At 67.3% G+C, this 18,379-nt stretch carries 18 protein-coding genes and 1 pseudogene; 12 read left to right on the top strand and 7 right to left on the bottom strand.

Annotation, left to right across the window (positions count from 1 at the left end):
- Positions 1 to 65: 65 nt before the first annotated feature.
- From cobA to IBX22_RS06875, 4 genes are all read left to right on the top strand, one after another.
- Positions 66 to 1,325 carry a uroporphyrinogen-III C-methyltransferase gene (gene cobA, locus IBX22_RS06890; RefSeq protein ID WP_194814498.1) on the top strand — a complete coding sequence of 420 codons (1,260 nt, stop codon included), beginning with the start codon at positions 66 to 68 and terminating at the stop codon, positions 1,323 to 1,325.
- Positions 1,326 to 1,529: 204 nt separating this feature from the next.
- Positions 1,530 to 3,014, top strand: a complete 1,485-nt coding sequence (locus IBX22_RS06885) for an MFS transporter (RefSeq protein ID WP_309234461.1) — start codon at positions 1,530 to 1,532, stop codon at positions 3,012 to 3,014.
- 32 nt (positions 3,015 to 3,046) lie between these two features.
- A complete protein-coding gene (locus tag IBX22_RS06880) occupies positions 3,047 to 3,481 on the top strand; it encodes a helix-turn-helix transcriptional regulator (RefSeq protein ID WP_194814497.1) in 435 nt (144 codons plus the stop codon).
- 20 nt (positions 3,482 to 3,501) lie between these two features.
- A complete protein-coding gene (locus IBX22_RS06875; protein ID WP_194814496.1) occupies positions 3,502 to 3,912 on the top strand; it encodes a VOC family protein in 411 nt (136 codons plus the stop codon).
- On the opposite strand, the gene IBX22_RS06870 is transcribed toward IBX22_RS06875, so the two are convergent.
- Positions 3,909 to 4,832: a LysR family transcriptional regulator gene (locus tag IBX22_RS06870; RefSeq protein WP_194814495.1), complete on the bottom strand. Its 924-nt coding sequence runs from the start codon at positions 4,830 to 4,832 to the stop codon at positions 3,909 to 3,911. The two genes, IBX22_RS06875 and IBX22_RS06870, sit on opposite strands and share 4 nt — an antisense overlap.
- 125 nt (positions 4,833 to 4,957) lie before the next feature.
- On the opposite strand from IBX22_RS06870, the gene IBX22_RS06865 reads away from it, so the two are divergent.
- Genes IBX22_RS06865 through IBX22_RS06855 form a run of 3 tightly spaced genes read left to right on the top strand, consistent with a single transcriptional unit; the run spans position 4,958 to position 8,224 of the window.
- A complete protein-coding gene (locus IBX22_RS06865; RefSeq protein ID WP_194814494.1) occupies positions 4,958 to 5,248 on the top strand; it encodes a hypothetical protein in 291 nt (96 codons plus the stop codon).
- Positions 5,249 to 5,304: 56 nt separating this feature from the next.
- Positions 5,305 to 5,784 (top strand): nitroreductase family deazaflavin-dependent oxidoreductase, encoded by a 480-nt coding sequence (locus tag IBX22_RS06860; RefSeq protein ID WP_194814493.1) that lies wholly within the window; start codon positions 5,305 to 5,307, stop codon positions 5,782 to 5,784.
- Positions 5,785 to 5,830: 46 nt separating this feature from the next.
- A complete protein-coding gene (locus tag IBX22_RS06855; protein WP_228538229.1) occupies positions 5,831 to 8,224 on the top strand; it encodes an excinuclease ABC subunit UvrA in 2,394 nt (797 codons plus the stop codon).
- Positions 8,225 to 8,331: 107 nt separating this feature from the next.
- Here the strand turns inward: IBX22_RS06855 and IBX22_RS06850 are convergent, their stop codons facing one another.
- From IBX22_RS06850 to IBX22_RS06835, 4 genes are all read right to left on the bottom strand, one after another.
- Positions 8,332 to 8,739, bottom strand: a complete 408-nt coding sequence (locus IBX22_RS06850; protein ID WP_194814491.1) for a PPOX class F420-dependent oxidoreductase — start codon at positions 8,737 to 8,739, stop codon at positions 8,332 to 8,334.
- Positions 8,740 to 8,777: 38 nt separating this feature from the next.
- Complete coding sequence (locus IBX22_RS06845; RefSeq protein WP_194814490.1) at positions 8,778 to 9,455, bottom strand: cutinase family protein; 678 nt, start codon at positions 9,453 to 9,455, stop codon at positions 8,778 to 8,780.
- Positions 9,456 to 9,563: 108 nt separating this feature from the next.
- Positions 9,564 to 11,054 (bottom strand): CoA-acylating methylmalonate-semialdehyde dehydrogenase, encoded by a 1,491-nt coding sequence (locus tag IBX22_RS06840; RefSeq protein ID WP_194814489.1) that lies wholly within the window; start codon positions 11,052 to 11,054, stop codon positions 9,564 to 9,566.
- A gap of 112 nt (positions 11,055 to 11,166) precedes the next feature.
- Positions 11,167 to 11,337, bottom strand: coding sequence for a hypothetical protein (locus tag IBX22_RS06835; protein ID WP_194815793.1), 171 nt, complete (start codon positions 11,335 to 11,337; stop codon positions 11,167 to 11,169).
- A 291-nt stretch (positions 11,338 to 11,628) separates the two neighbouring features.
- Between IBX22_RS06835 and IBX22_RS06830 the strand changes: the two genes are divergently transcribed.
- The 3 genes and pseudogenes from IBX22_RS06830 (at position 11,629) to IBX22_RS06820 (ending at position 13,545) form a co-directional block, all read left to right on the top strand.
- Positions 11,629 to 12,255, top strand: coding sequence for a metal-dependent phosphohydrolase (locus IBX22_RS06830; protein WP_194814488.1), 627 nt, complete (start codon positions 11,629 to 11,631; stop codon positions 12,253 to 12,255).
- Positions 12,256 to 12,281: 26 nt separating this feature from the next.
- Positions 12,282 to 12,980 (top strand): annotated as a pseudogene (locus IBX22_RS06825) (NADPH-dependent F420 reductase); the annotation flags it as partial.
- Between the two features lie 112 nt (positions 12,981 to 13,092).
- On the top strand, positions 13,093 to 13,545 hold the full coding sequence (locus tag IBX22_RS06820; RefSeq protein ID WP_194814486.1) for a hypothetical protein: 453 nt from the start codon (positions 13,093 to 13,095) through the stop codon (positions 13,543 to 13,545).
- Between the two features lie 11 nt (positions 13,546 to 13,556).
- Here the strand turns inward: IBX22_RS06820 and yaaA are convergent, their stop codons facing one another.
- Entirely contained in the window at positions 13,557 to 14,300 is a 744-nt protein-coding gene (gene yaaA, locus IBX22_RS06815) for a peroxide stress protein YaaA (RefSeq protein WP_194814485.1), read from the bottom strand.
- Between the two features lie 102 nt (positions 14,301 to 14,402).
- Between yaaA and IBX22_RS06810 the strand changes: the two genes are divergently transcribed.
- Positions 14,403 to 16,151, top strand: a complete 1,749-nt coding sequence (locus IBX22_RS06810; RefSeq protein ID WP_194814484.1) for a proline--tRNA ligase — start codon at positions 14,403 to 14,405, stop codon at positions 16,149 to 16,151.
- Between the two features lie 196 nt (positions 16,152 to 16,347).
- Entirely contained in the window at positions 16,348 to 17,034 is a 687-nt protein-coding gene (locus IBX22_RS06805) for a maleylpyruvate isomerase family mycothiol-dependent enzyme (RefSeq protein ID WP_194814483.1), read from the top strand.
- A 37-nt stretch (positions 17,035 to 17,071) separates the two neighbouring features.
- Here the strand turns inward: IBX22_RS06805 and IBX22_RS06800 are convergent, their stop codons facing one another.
- Positions 17,072 to 18,361: an NAD(P)/FAD-dependent oxidoreductase gene (locus IBX22_RS06800; protein ID WP_194814482.1), complete on the bottom strand. Its 1,290-nt coding sequence runs from the start codon at positions 18,359 to 18,361 to the stop codon at positions 17,072 to 17,074.
- Between the last annotated feature and the right edge of the window lie 18 nt (positions 18,362 to 18,379).

Raw genomic sequence — 18,379 nt, 5'->3', positions numbered from 1 at the left:
CCTGGTTGTCGCCGACCGCGCGGCCGGTGCGGGGCCTGACCAGGAGTCCCGTAGGCTCGAACCTTGTGTCGAACACGTCAGCAAACACCGATGAGCACGCGGAAACCACCCCGGCCGGGGATCCGAACTACCTGGTAGGCCTCGATCTGAACGGTCGCCGCGTGGTGGTCGTCGGCGGTGGCACGGTGGCGCAGCGCCGCCTCGGGCTGCTGATCGCCTCCGGCGCCGACGTGCACGTCATCAGCCGCACCGTCACCCCCGCCGTCGAGGGTATGGCCACGTCCGGGCAGCTCACCGTCACCTTGCGCGCCTACGCCGACGGGGACCTGGACGGCGCCTGGTACGCCATCGCCTGCACCGACGAACCGGACACCAATGCGGCCATCGTCGACGAGGCCACCCGCCGTCGCATCTTCTGTGTGCGCGCCGACACCGCCCGCCTCGGCACCGCCGTCACCCCCGCCACCGCCCGCTACGACGGCCTCACCCTCGGCGTCCTGGCCGGCGGTCAGCACCGCCGTTCCGCCGCGATCCGCAACGCGCTCCTGGAAGCCCTGCAATCCGGTGTAGTGACCGATGATTCGGAGCCCGTCGCCCCGGGCGTCGCTTTGGTCGGCGGCGGACCCGGCGACCCCGACCTGATCACCGTGCGAGGCCGCCGCCTGCTGGCCCGCGCCAACCTGGTCGTCGCCGACCGCCTCGCTCCGCCGGAACTGCTCGCCGAACTCGGCCCCGACGTCGAGGTCATCGACGCCGCGAAGATCCCCTACGGCCGCGCCATGGCCCAGGAGGCCATCAACGCCGCCCTGATCGAGGGCGCCAAAGCCGGCAAGTTCGTCGTCCGCCTCAAGGGCGGCGACCCCTACGTCTTCGGCCGCGGCTTCGAAGAACTCGAGGCCTGTGTCGACGCCGGCATCCCCGTCACCGTCGTGCCCGGCGTCACCAGCCCCATCTCGGTCCCCGCGGCCGCCGGCATCCCGGTCACCCACCGCGGCGTCACCCACGAATTCGTCGTCGTCAGCGGCCACGTCGCCCCGGACCACCCGGACTCTCTCGTCGACTGGCCCGCCCTGGCCCGCCTCCGCGGCACCCTCGTCCTGATGATGGCCGTCGAACGCATCGACAAGTTCGCCACCGCCCTGCTCGAAGGCGGCCGCCCCGCCGACACCCCGGCCACGGTCATCCAGGAGGGCACCCTCCGCACCCAGCGCGTGGTCCGCGCCGACCTCGCAACCGTCGCCGCACGCGTCCGCGACGAAGGCATCCGCCCCCCAGCCATCGTCGTCATCGGCCCCACCGCCGGCTTCTCCGCCGACCAGAACTAAACCCCGCCCAGCGCGCATCACCCCTTGGAGAGAGCGGTGCGTCAAAAGCAACGGGTGCTGGGCGCCGACCAGAGCCCTCCCGCTCGGCGAGTGTCACACGCCTGACGCGAGCGGCACATGGTTGACGCAAACGTCGGGTCGGCGGCCGCTCGGCGGTCATCTGGGGGCTGGTGGTTGGGGGTTGGTCGATTACAGTGGCTTCCTGTGCTCCAGAATCCCGCTGCGCCGATGCAGTATCCAGTGACGCAGCGGGCTTTCGGGCTCGCGATCCTCGTACTCAGTGGGATGCAGTTGATGACCGTGCTGGATGGCACGGTGACGATCCTGGTGGTGCCGCGGCTGCAGGCCGACTTCGGGATGACGGCGTCCAGCGCGAACTGGGTGATCACGGCGTATGCGCTGACCTATGCCGGGCTGATGTTGCTCGGCGGCAGAGTCGGTGATGCGTTCGGGCGCAAGCGGATGTTCCTGGTCGGCGTGGGGCTGTTCACGATCGCGTCGCTGCTGTGCGGTCTCGCGATCAACGGCGGCATGCTGATCGGCGCACGCGCGTTGCAGGGTGTCGGCGCGGCTTTCGCGTCGCCGACCGCGATGGCCTTGGTCGTGACGACGTTCGCGCCGGGCAAGGCGCGTAACCAGGCGATCGCGATCTTCGGTTCGATGGTCGGTGTCGGTTCGGTGGCCGGTCTGGTGGTCGGCGGTGCGCTGGCCGACGTGTGGTGGCGCGGCATCTTCCTGATCAACGTCCCGATCGGACTGCTGGTCATGCTCGGGGCGCTGAGATGCCTGAAGGACACCGAACACCACCGCCTCACCCTCGACGTGCGCGGCGCGGTACTGGCCACAATTGGTGTGTCGGCCTTGGTGTTCGGTGGCATGGAGGGCCCCGTGCTCGGCTGGACGCACCCGGCGATCCTCGGTTCGTTGATTACCGGCGTGGTCCTGCTGATCGCCTTCGTCGTCGCGGAGGGCAGCGTGGACAACCCGCTGCTGCCGTGGTCGCTGTTCGGCAGCCGGGACCGGGTGGCGACGTTCCTCGCGGTGCTGCTGGCCGCCGGCGTGATGGGCGGCATCTCGATCTACGGCGCGCAATATGTCCAGAATGTGCTGGGCTACACCGCTTTACAGTCCGGCCTGATCTTCATCCCGTTCACCATCGGCATGGGTATCGGCGGCGGGCTGTCCTCCAAACTGGCCGTCCGTGTGGCGCCGCGGCTGGTGATCGCATTGGGCGCCGGCCTGGCCGCCGCGGCCTTGCTGTTCGGCTCGACGCTGGACCGTTCCGCCCACCTGCCCACGCTGCTGGCGCTGTTCCTGGTGATCGGAACCGGGGTCGGCGTGGTGCTGGTCATCGTTCCGCTGTGCCTGATCGTCGGCGTGGAACAGACCGAGGTCGGGCCGCTGAGCGCGGTCGGCCAGATGCTGATGGCCTTCGGACCGGCTCTGGCGCTGGGTTTCCTCGGTCCGGTGGTGGTCTCGCGCAGCCTGGCGCTCGGCGGCAGCGACACCGTCAAACCCAACGACATGAGCAACACCCAGCTCGACGCCCTCAGCAGCGGCTATACCCTGGCCTTGTTCCTGTGCGGCACCGGCGTGCTGCTGACGCTGCTCATCGCGCTCACCATCCGCTACTCGGCCGCTCAGGTCGCGCAGGCGCAGCACGCCCAGGAAGAAGCCCAGCAGGCCTGACAACCCCGCTCCGACATGGGAAGATCGCGTAGGTGACAAGCAAGCCCACCCCGGCGGAACGCCTCAGCGACCTCACACGGTTGCGCCGGGTCCGCGACCGTATCGACCGGGAATACGCCCAGCCGCTGGACGTGGAAGCCCTCGCCCGTGACGCGCACATGTCGGCCGGGCATCTCAGCCGCCAGTTCAAGCTCGCCTACGGCGAATCGCCCTACTCCTACCTGATGACCCGCCGCATCGAGCGCGCCATGACGCTGCTCCGCCGCGGCGACCTGAGCGTCACCGAGGTCTGTTTCGAGGTCGGCTGTTCCTCGCTGGGCACCTTCAGCACGCGTTTCACCGAGCTCGTCGGGATGCCGCCGAGCGCCTACCGCGAGCAGGAGGCCATGGCTACCGAGGGCATGCCCTCATGCGTGGCCAAGCAGGTGACCCGACCGATCAGGAATAAAGAAGCACAAGCTACCTAGCCGCAATTAGCCTGATCATCATGGAAATCGCCATTTATCAGAGCTATCTTCCGCAGACCGATCCCGACGCCGCCCTGGCGTTCTACCGCGACACCCTCGGCTTCGAATTGCGCAACGATGTCGGCTACAACGGCCTGCGCTGGCTGACCGTGGGCCCGCCCGGACAGCCCGACATCGGCATCGTCCTCTACCCGCCGGCCGCCGACCCGGGCATCACCGAGGAGGAGGGCCGCGTCATCACCGAGATGATGGCCAAGGGCACCTTCGCCAGCGTCAACTTGGGCACCAAGGACCTCGACGACGTCTTCGAGAAGTTGCAGGCCAGCGGCGCCGAGGTGGTGCAGGAGCCGACCGATCAGCCCTACGGTGTGCGGGACTGCGCCTTCCGCGACCCCTCGGGCAACATGGTCCGCATCAAGCAGACGAGCTAGCTCACCGAACGCAACCGCTGCAGGGTGGGCTGATCGAGATCCAGCTCCAATTCGATCGGCCCGAGTTCGGTCGCGATGCGCTTGAACTCCTCGGCCCAGCGGTTCTGCTGCCCGGCCCGTTGGACCAGACCCCAACTCAGCGTGGGATTCTCGTCGATCGGGAGGTACACGGCCTCACCCCGGTCGTAATACTTGATCGCCTGCCCGCACGCGAACGCCACCGCGTCACCGGAACTGATGGCGAACAGGATCTCCTCGCGGGTGGGCTGCGGCGCGTCCGATTCCCGCGGCGGCAGCGGCGAGAACGACTTCTCCCAGTAGTCCGGCATCGGCAACCCGGAGGGCAGGACCTCGTACTCGGCGACCTCGGCCAGCGACACCGAGGCGCGCTCGGCCAGCTCGTGTCCGTGTCCGACGACCAGGACGATGGGCTCGGTGAACGCGGCCGACCCGACCTGCAGGTCGGTCTCCAGCACCGGCATGGCCAGCAGCGCCACGTCGACATCGCCGCTGCGGATCAGCGCGAACGGTTCGTCGATGCGCACCTCGCGCATGCGCAATCGCACGTCGGGACAACGGGTTCGGAACAGCGCGGTGATCGGCGCCAGGTCCTGCCACATCGGGCCCAGCACGCCCAGCGTCAGCGTTTCCGGCCCACCGCGGGCGGCGCTCGCGGCCGATTCGACACCGTCGAGAATGCGGCGATAACCGGCCTGCAGGTCGTCCCGCAGCTGCTCGCCGAGCGGGGTCAGGGTGACCTTGCGACTGGTCCGCTCGAACAGTGGCGCACCGATGCGGCGCTCCTGCTTGGCGATGGTCTGACTCACGCGCGGCGTCGAGATGTGCAACCTCTCCGCGGTCCGGCCGAAATGCAGCTCCTCGGCCAGGGTCAGAAAGATCTCGATGTCACGCAACTCCATTCCGTAATGGTCCGTGATCGTTAACCCCCGGCGCAACCGCCGTTTCGTGATTGCTCATTGTTCGCCCCCTTGCGGGACGGAAAACTAAGAGTCGTAAGGAAAACAAGAACGAGAGGTCAGGGACCATGGCAGTCGTACGGACTCACCGATACACCGTGGTGACCGGCAAGCTGGCGCAGTTGCTCGAACAGCGCACGCGATTGATCCGTGGCCTGCGGTCGGCGAACCCGGCGTTCACCGCCGCCACCTTGATTCGCCAGGAGGACGGGTCCTACCTCGATATCTGGCGCTGGGAATCGGCCGAGGCGCGACGCGGCGCCGTGGCCGAAGCACTCGGATTTCCGTTGGCCGCGGTGACCGCGGCACTCACCACCGACCACACCGTCGTGGACGGCGAGGTGCTCGTCGAACGATGAGGTCCGGCCCGCACCAACTCGATTATTAATCGCAACTAGAACATCGGAGAAAGACAATGACCACTCAGAAGCAGCAGCGTAAGCCCGGCACCCCCAGCGCGTTCTCGCGGTGGATGCAGCAGAAGATGAACACCCGGATGAACCGCAAGATCCGCGGCGGCCACGGCACCTTCATGGGCATGGACGTGCTGATCCTGAATACCATCGGCCGGCGCAGCGGGCAGCCGCGGCAGACCCCGCTCGCCTGGTTCCCCGACGGCGACAACAGCTGGGTGCTGGTCGGCTCGGGCGGCGGCAGCCAGAATCCCGACTGGCACGCCAACGTGATGGCCCACCCGGATCAGGTCACGATCGAACTGCCCGGCGGCGACGCCTTCCCGGTAACCCCGCAGCAGCTCGCCGGCGCCGAGCGTGAACAGGTCTGGCAGCGCATCGCCGCCGCTCAGCCCCGCATCGCGAAGTACCAGAGCAAGTCCGATCGCGAATACCCCCTCGTCCGTCTCACCGCGCGCCCCACCCCCGCCAACCCTTCCTGATCAGGCAAGATCGAACAGCCACCCCGCAGCACAGATGGAGACCACGATGACCACCGCCGCCGACAGCCACGATCTGATCCGCGTACACGGTGCGCGCGTCAACAACCTCAAAGACGTCAGCATCGAGCTGCCCAAGCGCCGGTTGACCGTGTTCACCGGTGTCTCCGGCTCCGGCAAGAGCTCGCTGGTATTCGACACCATCGCCGCGGAGTCGCAGCGCCTGATCAACGAGACCTACAGCACCTTCGTGCAGGGTTTCATGCCGACACTGGCCCGGCCCGATGTCGACGTGCTGGACGGGCTGACCACCGCGATCAGCGTCGACCAGCAGCGCATCGGCTCGGATCCACGCTCCACCGTGGGCACCGCCACCGACGCCAATGCCATGCTGCGCATCCTGTTCAGCCGGCTCGGCAAGCCGCATATCGGTTCCCCGCAAGCGTTTTCGTTCAACGTCGCCTCGATCAGCGGCGCGGGCGCGGTCACCGTGGAGAAGGGCGGCCAGCAGGTCAAGGAGCGCCGCAGCTTCAGCATCACCGGCGGCATGTGCCTGCGCTGTGAGGGCCGCGGCGTGATCAACGACATCGATCTGACCCAGATCTACGACGAGAACAAGTCGCTGAACGAGGGCGCGCTCACTGTCCCGGGCTACAGCATGGACGGCTGGTTCGGCCGGATCTTCAGCGGCTCCGGCTTTTTCGACATGGACAAGCCGATCAAGAAGTTCACCAAGAAGCAGCTCAACGATCTGCTCCACAAGGAGCCGACCAAGATCAAGGTCGACGGCATCAACCTGACCTACGAGGGCATCATCCCGAAGATGCGCAAGTCGATGCTGTCCAAGGACGTGGACTCGCTGCAGTCGCATATCCGCGCCTTCGTCGAGCGCGCGGTCACCTTCGGCACCTGCCCGGACTGCGAGGGCACCCGGCTCACCGAGGTGGCGCGCTCGTCGAAGATCAAGAAGCTCAGCATCGCCGATGCCTGCGCCATGCAGATCAGCGACTTGGCAGTCTGGGTGCGTGGCCTGAACGAGCCGTCGGTGGCGCCGCTGCTGGACAAGCTCGCGCACACCCTGGACTCGTTCGTCGAGATCGGCCTGGGCTACCTGTCGCTGGACCGCCCGGCGGGCACGCTCTCCGGTGGTGAAGCGCAGCGCGTCAAGATGATTCGTCATCTCGGGTCGGCGCTCACCGACGTCACCTACGTGTTCGACGAACCGACCGTCGGCCTGCACCCGCACGACATCCAGCGGATGAACAACCTGCTGCTGCAACTGCGGGACAAGGGCAACACGGTGCTCGTGGTGGAGCACAAGCCGGAGGCGATCGCGATCGCCGACCACGTCGTCGACATCGGCCCGGGCGCCGGTACGGCCGGCGGTTCGATCTGCTTCGAGGGCACCGTCGAGGGGCTGCGCGCCAGCGGCACCGTCACCGGCAAGCACCTGGATGACCGTGCGGCACTGAAGGATTCGGTGCGCGAACCCACCGGCAAGCTGGCCATCCGCGGCGCGAACAGCCACAACCTGCAAGACGTCGATGTCGACATTCCGCTGGGCGTGCTGTGCGTGGTCACCGGCGTCGCGGGCTCCGGCAAGAGCTCGCTGATCCACGGTTCGGTCCCCGCCTCGGAGGGGGTGGTGGCGGTCGATCAGACGCCGATCCGCGGCTCGCGGCGCAGCAACCCCGCGACCTACACCGGGCTGCTGGAGCCGATCCGCAAGGCGTTCGCGAAGGCCAACGGCGTGAAACCCGCACTGTTCAGCGCGAATTCGGAAGGTGCCTGCCCGAACTGCAACGGCGCCGGTGTCATCTACACCGACCTCGGGATCATGGCCGGCATGGAAACCGTCTGCGAGGTGTGCGACGGCAAGCGGTTCATGGCGGAGGTGCTCGACTACAAGCTCGGCGGCCGCGACATCAGCGAGGTGCTGGCGATGCCGGTGTCGGAGGCGGAACCGTTCTTCCGCACCGGTGAGGCGAAAATCCCTGCGGCGCACGCGATCCTGGAACGGCTCGTCGACGTCGGGCTCGGCTATCTCACCATCGGGCAGCCGCTCACCACGCTGTCCGGCGGCGAGCGGCAGCGGCTGAAGCTGGCCACTCACATGGGTGACAAGGGCGGCGTCTACGTCCTCGACGAGCCGACCACGGGCCTGCACCTCGCCGACGTGGAGAACCTGCTCGGCCTGCTGGACCGGTTGGTCGAGTCCGGTAAGTCGGTCATCGTGATCGAGCACCACCAGGCGGTCATGGCGCACGCCGACTGGATCATCGACCTCGGCCCCGGCGCGGGACACGACGGCGGCAAGATCGTCTTCGAGGGCACCCCATCCGAGTTGATCGCCGACCGGTCGACCCTGACCGGCCAGCATCTCGCGGAATACGTTGGGGCACCCGCGAAGAGCACTCGCAAGAAGGCCGCCGCGCGCAGGTAGCCCCCGTCGTCCCGGGGCACATGTGGCCGGGACCCAGACATCAGCTTCGGAACCATCGCGTTCCGGGGCCCGGTGCCTGGGTCCCGGCCACAAGCATGCCGGAGTGACTACAGCTTGCCGACGACCTTTCGCGGCGTGACCCGGACGATGATTCGGGCCGCGTCGTTTACCGATGCCGGGTTGAACTCGGCATAGGGGAGCCCGGTGTACTTGTGCGACAGCTCGTTCGGGAGCAGCTTGTCCGGGTCTTCGGTCACCGTTGCCGCACCACGGATCTCGGCGTAGACGAACGGGTTCTCCGGCGGGTTGACCAGGATGGTGACCCGTGGATCCCGGGCGATGTTCTTGGCGTGCTGGCGTGTCACCGTGGTGGACAACAAAATGTCGTCGCCGTCGCGCTTCACCCAGAAGACGCCCAGGTGCGGTTGACCGTTCTGCCCGGCGGTCGCCACCGTGGCGTAGACCTTGGACTCGTCGAGATACTTCTTCAGTTCGGGTGAGAGCTCAGCCGTCATGCCTCGGTGGAACACCGTGCCTGCCAGCGATATTCCGCTCAGAGCTGAGCGAGCACGAACGCCGCGGCTGCGGGCATGTAGTGGTAGTAGTTCGTGTGGGCGTCGAAATCGGTTCCCGGGGCGGTCAATCCATTGCAGATGGGATCGCCCGGTTCGCAATAGTCGCGGCTGCGGGAGGCGTAGGGCTCGGGCACCGTTTTGCCCTCGGCATGCATGGGATTGCCGAACAACAGGACCGCACGCACTCGCGGTTCGAGCTCAGCCGGAATGGTGACGGCGACCGGCCCGCCTACTGTCGCCGAACTGCTGTTCATGCCGATCGAATTGCCGACCACGTTGGCGCCCTGGGAATATCCCGCCAGAACGAACAGCTGGTTCGGGCAGGCCGCGGCCCGCGCCTCGAGGTGTGCGACCAGATCCTTGCTCCCCATCGGCACACCGACGACCCCGACCAGGTCGGCGGGGTAGGCGACGTTGTACTGACTCCAGCTGCGTTCCGGATCCGCCTCCTGCAGCGCGGCATACAGCGGTTCCCCGACCTTGTAGTCAGGGATCGCGTCCGGCGCGGCGAAGAACAAGCCGTCATCGAAGTCGGTGCCGCGCGCCATGATCAACTGGGCGTCGGTGCAGCCCGGTTCTGCCTGGGCTGCCGCCGGGATAGGGGTGAGCAGTGCGGCTGCGAGCACGCCCGCGGACAACAATCGGCGTCGCGACATGGGCGTTTCCTCCGTGCGGTGCAGATCCGATCGGCTGATCAGCAAAAACCGAACGCTACTCCGTATTGCTGCCGGGTGAAACGGTGCGTCGCTCTCGGTGGGCGCTGCTCACGTGTTCTGCGGGAACCCCAGTTCCAAGCCGCCGTGACTCGGATCGAGCCAGCGGGTGGTGACCGCTTTACCGCGGGTGAAGAAGTGGATGCTGTCGGTGCCGTGGGCGTGGGAGTCGCCGAACAGCGAGTTCTTCCAGCCGCCGAAGCTGTAGTAAGCCATGGGGACCGGGATCGGGACGTTGATGCCGACCATGCCGACCTCGACCTCGTGGTGGAAGCGGCGGGCGGCGCCGCCGTCGTTGGTGAAGATGGCGGTGCCGTTGCCGTAGGGGTTGGCGTTGATGAGGGCGAGGGCGTCGTCGTAGGTGTCGACGCGCACGACCGACAGGACGGGGCCGAAGATTTCGTCGGTGTAGACGGTCATATCGGTGCCGACGTGGTCGAGAATCGTTGGGCCCAGCCAGAATCCGTCGGTGTCGCCGTCGGCTTGAATACCCCGGCCGTCGAGAGCGACAGTGGCCCCGGCGGATTCGCCCGCCTCGATGTATTTCGCCACGCGGTCGCGATGCTCACGGGTGACCAACGGCCCCATGTCGACGCCTCGAGTGCCGTCACCCGTCTTGATGGTCGCGGCACGCTCGGTGATCTTTCCGACCAGTTCGTCGCCGACCGGCCCGACCGCCAGCACCACGCTGATCGCCATGCATCGCTCACCGGCCGAACCGAATCCGGCGTTGACTGCGGCGTCGGCGGCCAGATCCAGGTCGGCGTCCGGCAGCACCACCATGTGGTTCTTCGCACCGCCGAGCGCTTGCACCCGCTTGCCGTTGGAGGTGCCGCGCTGGTACACGTATCGCGCGATCGGGGTCGACCCGACGAACGACACCGCCTTGATCGCGGGATTGTCGAGCAGCTCGTCCACGGCTTCCTTGTCGCCCTGCAGCACGTTGAAAACCCCTGCGGGCAAACCGGCTTCGGCCCAGAGCTCGGCCAGCCACAACGCGGACGACGGATCCTTCTCGCTCGGCTTCAGCACCACGGTATTACCCGCGGCGATCGCGACCGGAAAGAACCACATCGGCACCATCGCCGGGAAATTGAAGGGCGAGATCACCGCCACCGGACCCAGCGGCTGGCGGATCGAGAAGATGTCGACCTTCGTCGACGCGTTCTCGGTGTACGCGCCTTTGATCAAATGCGGTACTCCACACGCGAATTCGACGACCTCCAGGCCGCGACTCACCTCACCCATGGCGTCGGAGCGCACCTTGCCGTGCTCGGCGGTAATCAGCGCGGCCAGCTCTTCCTTGCGGTCGTTCAGGAGTTCGCGGAACCGGAACATAACCTGCGTCCGGCGCGCCAGCGAGGTGTCCCGCCAGTCCGCGAAAGCCGCGGTGGCCGCGGCGATCACCGCCTGCGCATCGGCCCGATTCGCCAGCGCCACCTGCCTTGTCACCACACCGGTCGCCGGATTCGTCACCGGCGCGGTCCGCTCACTCGTTCCCCCGAACGCCTTACCGTCGAGCCAGTGCGCGATTGTCTGCATGATCGTCCTCGATTCGATCGGTGACCCCGGGTTCCGCCTCAATCCTGCCCCCGCACCCGAAGCGCCGCACCGGAATCGCGTCCCCAATTCCCGGAGTCCGCCGATCATCCGATCAGTGGTGCACCGAAGCGCCGAGCGAGGCGGTCAACACCGCGGGCGGCGTCCACCCGGCAAGCAGGTTCGCTCGCTCCTGCGGCGTCAGCCGCTGCCGGCGGCGCAGCAGGTGCACGGCACGGTGGTACACGGTCCGCAGGGTAGGCGCGGAGTGGTTTCGGATGGTCATGGTGTTCTCCTTAGATGACCTATCCAGTCTCGAATGTAGTTGTGCGACAGGCGAGAGCGCCTGCGGAATCATTACGAATTCCAGATGAGTCCGCGTATCCACCCAAAACTGCTTTTGCCGTGGTGGCCAGAGGCTTTGCCCGCCGACGGGTGTCAGGATCCCGAAAATGGGGGGTCTTGCCTTCCCCTGGGAGCCCCGTCGCGAGCCGCATCCCAATTTGGTGCGCGGTGGTGGCGAAACCCACAAGTGGTCGGCATTGTCGGCGGTTCGATGCTGGACGACACTGAGCGGATGGGAGGACAGGTAGATCAGGATCTGGTGGCGCGGTGGGTGGGGCTGGCGGGTGCGGCGGCCGAGCCGGTGGGGGCGGACCTGGTGCGCCGCTATCGCGAACCGCATCGGCGGTATCACACCGTCGACCATCTGGCGACGATGCTCGGCGTCATCGACGAGCTGGCGGCCGACGCGGCAGACCCAGACGCTGTGCGCTATGCGGCGTTCTTCCACGATGCCGTCTACGCCGTCGATCGGCCCGACAATGAGGAACGCAGCGCGGAGCTGGCTGAGGAACGCCTCGAATCACTCGGTGCCGCAACCGAACTCGTGCGCGAGGTGGGCAGACTGGTCCGCCTCACCGCCGGGCACGATCCGGTGCCAGGCGATCGCAACGGCGAAGTCCTCTGCGACGCCGACCTCGTGATCCTCGCTGCCGACGCGCCCGGTTACGGCGCTTACACGGCGGCCGTCCGCGCCGAATACCAGCATGTACCCGACGAACTCTTCCGGGCGGGGCGCGCCGCGGTTTTGCAAGGGCTCGCCCGGCAGCCGCACCTCTTCCGAACCGCCACGGCCCGAGCTCGTTTCGAGTCCGCGGCTCGCGCCAACCTCAGCGCCGAACTCGCCGCCCTCACCGCCTAGCTGGATTAGTCTTCGAGAGAACACCGCCACACAGCTCGGAGTTGGATATGACAACGCTTGGATTGATCGGCAGCGGCCGTATCGGAGGCACGGTGGCGCGGCTGGCCGTGGACGCCGGACTCGAAGTGGTACTGAGCAATTCGCGCGGACCCGAAACCCTCGCCGACCTGGTCGCCGACCTTGGCTCCCGGGCCCGCGCCGCCACCGCCAGCGAAGCCGCCGAAGCGGGCGACATCGTGGTGGTCACCACCCCGTTCCGGGTCTACCGCGACGTGCCGGTCACCCCGCTGTCGGGCAAGGTGGTCATCGACACCACCAACTACAACGCCCAGCGCGACGGCACCATTCAGGAAATCGAGGACGGCACCGTCACCAACAGCGAACTGCTGCAACAACATCTCGCCACCTCGAAGGTCGTCAAAGCCTTCAACACCATCTTCTTCCCGCACCTGGCCGCCCTGCCCCGCCCGGCCGGCGCCGCCGACCGCACCGCCCTCCCCATCGCCGGCGACGACACCACCGCCAAAACCACGGCCGCCGAACTCCTCGACACCCTCGGCTACAACACGGTCGACATCGGCCCCCTCACCGAATCCTGGCGACTGCACCCCGGCACCCCTGCCTACGGCACCCCCTACGCCGCCGGCACCCCCTTCTGGGAGCACGACCCCAGCCCTGCCGACCCCGCCACCATCCGCGCCGCCGTCGAAAAAGCCTCTCGCTGAACCGAGTTCCCTGCTACCTCACGATTTCCTCATAGTCGCCTCGGCATCCTGACTCCCGGCAACATCGTTCCGCGGGAGAGTCCCGCGGCCCGGAAGTTCGAGAGGGACACTCGTGAACCAGAAGTTTGTAGTGGGTTTGGCGGCGGCGGCGATGCTGGGGCTGGCCGGATGCTCCGGTGGCACCTCCGATGTGGTCGCCGCGCCGGTCACCACATCGACGACAGCAGCGCCCGCACCAGTGGATCACGCGGCGGCGACCAAGAAATCGTGCGCAGCAGCCGAACCCGCCCTGACCGCCTTCGGCAACACGAATATCGAGCAGGTCGCGCCCGCTGACCTCGCCGCCTGGAAAGCGCTCTACCAGCCGATGGCCACCGGATTGACCGAAGCCGCCGCCCTGGCGACCGACCCGAAACTGAAGAGCGGCATGTCGACACTGGCGTCCGCCGCCGGCGCGGTGACCAGTTCGTCGACTCTCGACGAAGCCAAAGCCGCGATGGACATGTTCGTCGCCTCACTCGACACCGGGGAGTCCAAAAACGTGGAGGCGCTCTGCGGCTTCTAGCCGATTCCGGGTCAGGTGAGAATGAGAAGTTCGGTGGGGGAGGCGATTTCGGCCCGCAGCCCGGACTTCTCGGCCACACGCGCGACGGCGGCGATGTCGGCCGGGTCGGCGCGGGTCAGCACCAGGGCACGGGCGAGCAGGCCCTTGTGGTGTTTGTTGAAGTGGCTGACGACGGTGCGCGAGCCGTCGGGGTGCTCGGTCAAGACGTTGGCGGTGATGGCGCCGGGGACGCGGCCGAGCTGCTGGTAGGTGCCCGAGCGCAGGTCGATGACGAGGTCGCCCGCGGCTTCGGCGACCAAGGCGTCAGGGAGGGAGTCGCGCCACAGGGCCGAGAGGGTGGGGAGGCCAGGGAGTTTGGAGCCGCCGGAGAGACGGTAGGCGGGAATCGGGTCGCCGGCGCGGACAGCGCCGAACAAGGCGGAGCCGATGCCGAGGCGGGCGTAGGCCTTCTCACGCTGGACCTTGGTGAAGGATTTCGCGTCCAGCGCGTCGTAGAGAACGCCCGTGTAGCGCTCCAGGGCGGGACGGGTGGGGGAGGTGCGCAGGGCGGCGTTACGGGCGATCTCGGCGTCAGCCCCCTTACCGAGGGCGAGGGCCTTGCGGGCGGCGCCGGGATCCTTGGCGAGCTCGATCAGTTCGGTGACCAGCTTGTCGCGGACCGCGCTGAGCTGCGGCATCGCGAGGTCGGCGAGGTCGAGGGGCGCGCCCGCACCACCGTCGGACTTGGTTTCGGAGGGAGGCAGCAGCACCAGCACGAGCGGATACGGTACCGGCGCACGCGACGGCGGTGGCCGGGGCACGCCTGAATCGGTAATGCGCTGGAGCCGTCGAATGGCCAGCGACTACGCTGAGCACCCGTGATCACCCGCCTCTCTCACCTGTTCCTGCGTACCCTGCGCGACGATCCCGCCGACGCCGAGGTGCCCAGCCACAAACTGCTCGTCCGCGCCGGATACGTGCGCCGCGTCGCCCCGGGCGTGTACTCGTGGCTGCCGCTGGGCCTGCGTGTGCTGCGGGAAGTAGAGCGTGTGGTCCGCGAAGAGATGAACAACATCGGCGCGCAGGAGATCTCGCTGCCCGCGCTGCTGCCGCGCGATCCCTACGAGACCACCAACCGGTGGACCGAATACGGCGACGCGCTGTTCCGGTTGCAGGACCGCAAGGGCGCCGACTATCTGCTCGGCCCCACCCACGAGGAACTGTTCGCGCTCACCGTGAAGAGCGAATACAACTCGTACAAGGACCTCCCGGTCTCGCTGTACCAGATCCAGACCAAGTACCGCGACGAGGAACGGCCCCGCGCCGGCATCCTGCGCGGCCGCGAGTTCGTCATGAAGGACTCCTACTCCTTCGACCTCGACGAAGCGGGCCTGAAGAAGTCCTACAACGCGCACCGCGAGGCCTACCAGCGCATCTTCGACCGGCTCGGCGTCAAGTACGTCATCGTGGCCGCCACCTCCGGCGCCATGGGCGGCAGCGCGTCCGAGGAGTTCCTGGCCGACAGCCCCGTCGGCGAGGACACCTACGTGGTGTGCCGCGAGTCCGGTTACGCCGCGAACGTGGAGGCCGTGATCACCCCCGCCCCCGCGGCGCAGCCGGTCGAGGGCCTGCCCGACGCGGTCGTGCACGACACCCCCAACACCCCCACCATCGCGACCCTGGTCGACTGGGCCAACGAAGCGGGCATCTACGGCCGCCCCGTCACCGCCGCCGACACCTTGAAGAACGTCATGGTGAAGCTGCGCCACCCGGACGGCAAGTCCGAGATCGTCGGCATCGGCATCCCCGGCGACCGCGAGGTCGACGACAAGCGCCTCGGCGCGTCGGTCGAACCGGCCGAGGTCGAGCTGCTCACCGACGAGGACTTCAAGAACAACGCGTTCCTGGTCAAGGGCTACATCGGCCCGAAGGCACTGCAGGACAACGGTGTTCGCTACCTCGTCGACCCCCGCGTCGCCACCGGCACCAGCTGGATCACCGGCGCCGACACCCAGGGCAAGCACGTCGTCGGCCTCGTCGCCGGCCGTGACTTCACCCCCGACGGCACCATCGAAGCCGCCGAGGTCCGCGACGGTGACCCGTCACCCGACGGCCGCGGCACCCTGGTCGCGGCGCGCGGCATCGAGATCGGCCACATCTTCCAGCTCGGCTACAAGTACACCGATGCCTTCGAGGTCGACGTACTCGGCGAGAACGGCAAGCCCACTCGCCTGATCATGGGCTCCTACGGCGTCGGCGTCTCCCGCATGGTTGCCGTCATCGCCGAACAGCAGCACGACGAGAAGGGCCTGCGCTGGCCCGCGGAGATCGCACCCTTCGACATCCACGTCGTCATCGCCAACAAGGACGACGCCGCCCGCTCCGGCGCCGAACAGGTTGTCGCAGGCCTGGATTCGCACGGTCTGGACGTCCTCTTCGACGACCGCACCGCCTCCCCGGGCGTGAAGTTCAAGGACGCCGAACTCCTCGGCATGCCCTGGGTGCTGGTCATCGGCCGCGGCTGGTCCGAAGGCAAGGTCGAACTCCGCAACCGCTTCACCGGCGAAGCCGAAGAACTGCCGGCCGACTCGGCTGTGGAGTCGGTCCTCGCCAAGCTGCGCGGCTGATCCACCCACATTCAGTTGCGGTCCCGCACACGTTGCAGCGTGTGCGGGACACCCGCCATGTACCGGGATTCTCCCCGTGTGCGGCGGCGGGGGAGTGCGTTCAGATGGCGCCAGGCTCCGCATAGATGGCGCCAATTGCGGTGTGGGGAAGGCTGATTCCCGCGTAATCCGAGTATGGGTGCGGTTGAATCGGGGGATGGCACCTGACGAGTATCTGGCGTTGTTGCGAGCCGAGCTGGACGCGTTCGGGCACTGCATCGGCGGGGAGCTGGACGCGCCGGTCGAGCACTGCGGTGACTGGACCTTGCATGACCTGATCGATCACATGGGCGGGGGAAACCTGTGGGTGGTTTCCGCGGTGCAGGAGCAGCGCGGCGACTATGACCCGCCTGCGGGACCGAGCGACCCTGCCGCGCTGAAGGATTGGTACAGCGAGACGGCGAACGCACTGGTTTCCGTGCTCGCGGCAGACCCGGACACCCCGGCGTGGACCTTCTGGCCGCCGCACACCGTGGGATTCTGGCGGCGGCGCCGATGGCTGGAGACCCTGGTGCACCGCTTCGACGCCGAGCACGCTCTCGGCATCGACAGCCACATCGACCCCGCCCACGCCGCGGACGGGATCGCCGAGGTCCTCGACGTGTTCGTGCCCCGCATGGTGAAGCGTGGCCTGGCGACAACGCCCACCAGCGCCGTCCGCCTCACCGCCACCGACACCGGCAACTTCTGGGTGCTCGGTCCCGGCGAACCGGTCGCCACCATCAGCGGCCCCGCCACGAAACTGTTTCTGACCTTGTGGAACCGCGCCCCGTCCACCGAACTTGTCTGGTCCGGCGACGTAGCCGCCGCGCGCGAAGTCATGAAAGGCCCGCTGGTTCCCTGACTCACACATCCGTTGGATGGCTGCTGCCGAAGAAGCCTCATGCTCCCAAGTCGGCGAACATCTTTCGCTTGATCGCCGGTACCGCGTTGGCGGTGCGGAAGAACAGCCTGCCGGCGGTGCGGGCCAGGCGGTTGTCGGACACCGACTGATTGGCCGCCTTCAAGGAGGTGCGGACGGCTTCGAAGCCGTAGTCGATCATCTGCGCCTCGTACTCGCGGATCCCCGTCAGCAGTTCCTGTTCGCCCCGCTCAGCGGCAACGAGCTTGCGGCACAGCAGTTGTGCGTCGCGCAGGGCGGTGTTGGCGCCGATGCCGCCGAACGGGGTCATGCTGTGGATGGCGTCGCCGAGCACGGTCACGTTCGTGGTCTGCCACGGCTCGACCGGCACCGAGGTCTTGATCGGGATCAAAGTGACTGTGTCGCTGTCGGTCTCGGCGACCAGACGGCGCAGCGCAGGCGCCCAGCCATCCGTCATCTGCTGTGTGAGGTTGTGCAACTCGCCGGTGCTCATCGATTCCAGACCTGACCCGAAGCGTTCGCGCTTGGCGCCGAAACCCCACAGCACGTATGGCTGGGTGTTGTCGAACAGCGCTCCGGTCAAGCCGTCGTCGTTCCCGCCGATCGGCCCGGAGGTGGGTGCGTCGAAATCATGTGCCGCGACAAACATTCCGCACCCACTCGGCGGAATCACACTGAACGGGTGTGCCGTCAGCCGCGGATCGAGCTCTTCGCGGGACTGCGGCGTGAGCGCGAACTTCCCTGCGATAGTGACGATTCCGGTATCGATCCGCTCCGCGTGCGGCAAGTACTGAGCGCGCACCCGTGAGGTACCGCCATCCGCACCGATGAGCACATCACCGACTTCGGTGGTCCCATCGGCGAAATGGGCGACCACGCGCCCGTCCGCCTGATGCTCGTACCGCTCGAACATGCTGCCGTACCGCACGACCGCACCGAGCTCGGCAAGCAGGATCTGGCGCAACGTGATCCGGCTGACCCCGTAGTGATCGCCACCGGCCGGATCGTGCGCAGGCTCGACCGGCTCGAACTCCAGCAGCTCCTTCAGCTGCTCGGTGACGAACCCGAACCCGATACTGCCCTTGCCGGACGTGGCGATGAACGTCGAAAACAGTTCCGGCGAAAGCAGTTCCGCCAAGGCCCGGCTGCCGTTGGGATTGATATGGATGCGGAACCCTTGCAGCCGATCGGTGCGCTGGGTTTCCCGCTCGTGCACCGACACGCTGACTCCGGCCCGATGCAGCCCATTGGCGAGCGCCAACCCGCCGATCCCGCCACCCGCGATGACTACATGCAAATTTCTGGACATAACTCTGACTCCTGGATA

This window comes from Nocardia sp. XZ_19_385, from assembly GCF_015355755.1.
Lineage (GTDB): Bacteria > Actinomycetota > Actinomycetes > Mycobacteriales > Mycobacteriaceae > Nocardia.
The sequence above is the reverse complement of the archived record's forward strand: the minus strand, read 5'-3'. Positions and strand labels throughout refer to the sequence as shown.

Bases quoted from the DNA above. Each gene is read 5' to 3' on its own strand.
- IBX22_RS06875 (WP_194814496.1), top strand. From the start codon at position 3,502: ATGGAAATCGCCATTTATCAGAGCTATCTTCCGCAGACCGATCCCGAC.
- IBX22_RS06870 (WP_194814495.1), bottom strand. From the start codon at position 4,832: ATGGAGTTGCGTGACATCGAGATCTTTCTGACCCTGGCCGAGGAGCTG.
- IBX22_RS06865 (WP_194814494.1), top strand. From the start codon at position 4,958: ATGGCAGTCGTACGGACTCACCGATACACCGTGGTGACCGGCAAGCTG.
- IBX22_RS06860 (WP_194814493.1), top strand. From the start codon at position 5,305: ATGACCACTCAGAAGCAGCAGCGTAAGCCCGGCACCCCCAGCGCGTTC.
- IBX22_RS06855 (WP_228538229.1), top strand. From the start codon at position 5,831: ATGACCACCGCCGCCGACAGCCACGATCTGATCCGCGTACACGGTGCG.
- IBX22_RS06850 (WP_194814491.1), bottom strand. From the start codon at position 8,739: ATGACGGCTGAGCTCTCACCCGAACTGAAGAAGTATCTCGACGAGTCC.
- IBX22_RS06845 (WP_194814490.1), bottom strand. From the start codon at position 9,455: ATGTCGCGACGCCGATTGTTGTCCGCGGGCGTGCTCGCAGCCGCACTG.
- IBX22_RS06840 (WP_194814489.1), bottom strand. From the start codon at position 11,054: ATGCAGACAATCGCGCACTGGCTCGACGGTAAGGCGTTCGGGGGAACG.
- IBX22_RS06835 (WP_194815793.1), bottom strand. From the start codon at position 11,337: ATGACCATCCGAAACCACTCCGCGCCTACCCTGCGGACCGTGTACCAC.
- IBX22_RS06830 (WP_194814488.1), top strand. From the start codon at position 11,629: ATGGGAGGACAGGTAGATCAGGATCTGGTGGCGCGGTGGGTGGGGCTG.
- IBX22_RS06805 (WP_194814483.1), top strand. From the start codon at position 16,348: ATGGCACCTGACGAGTATCTGGCGTTGTTGCGAGCCGAGCTGGACGCG.
- IBX22_RS06800 (WP_194814482.1), bottom strand. From the start codon at position 18,361: ATGTCCAGAAATTTGCATGTAGTCATCGCGGGTGGCGGGATCGGCGGG.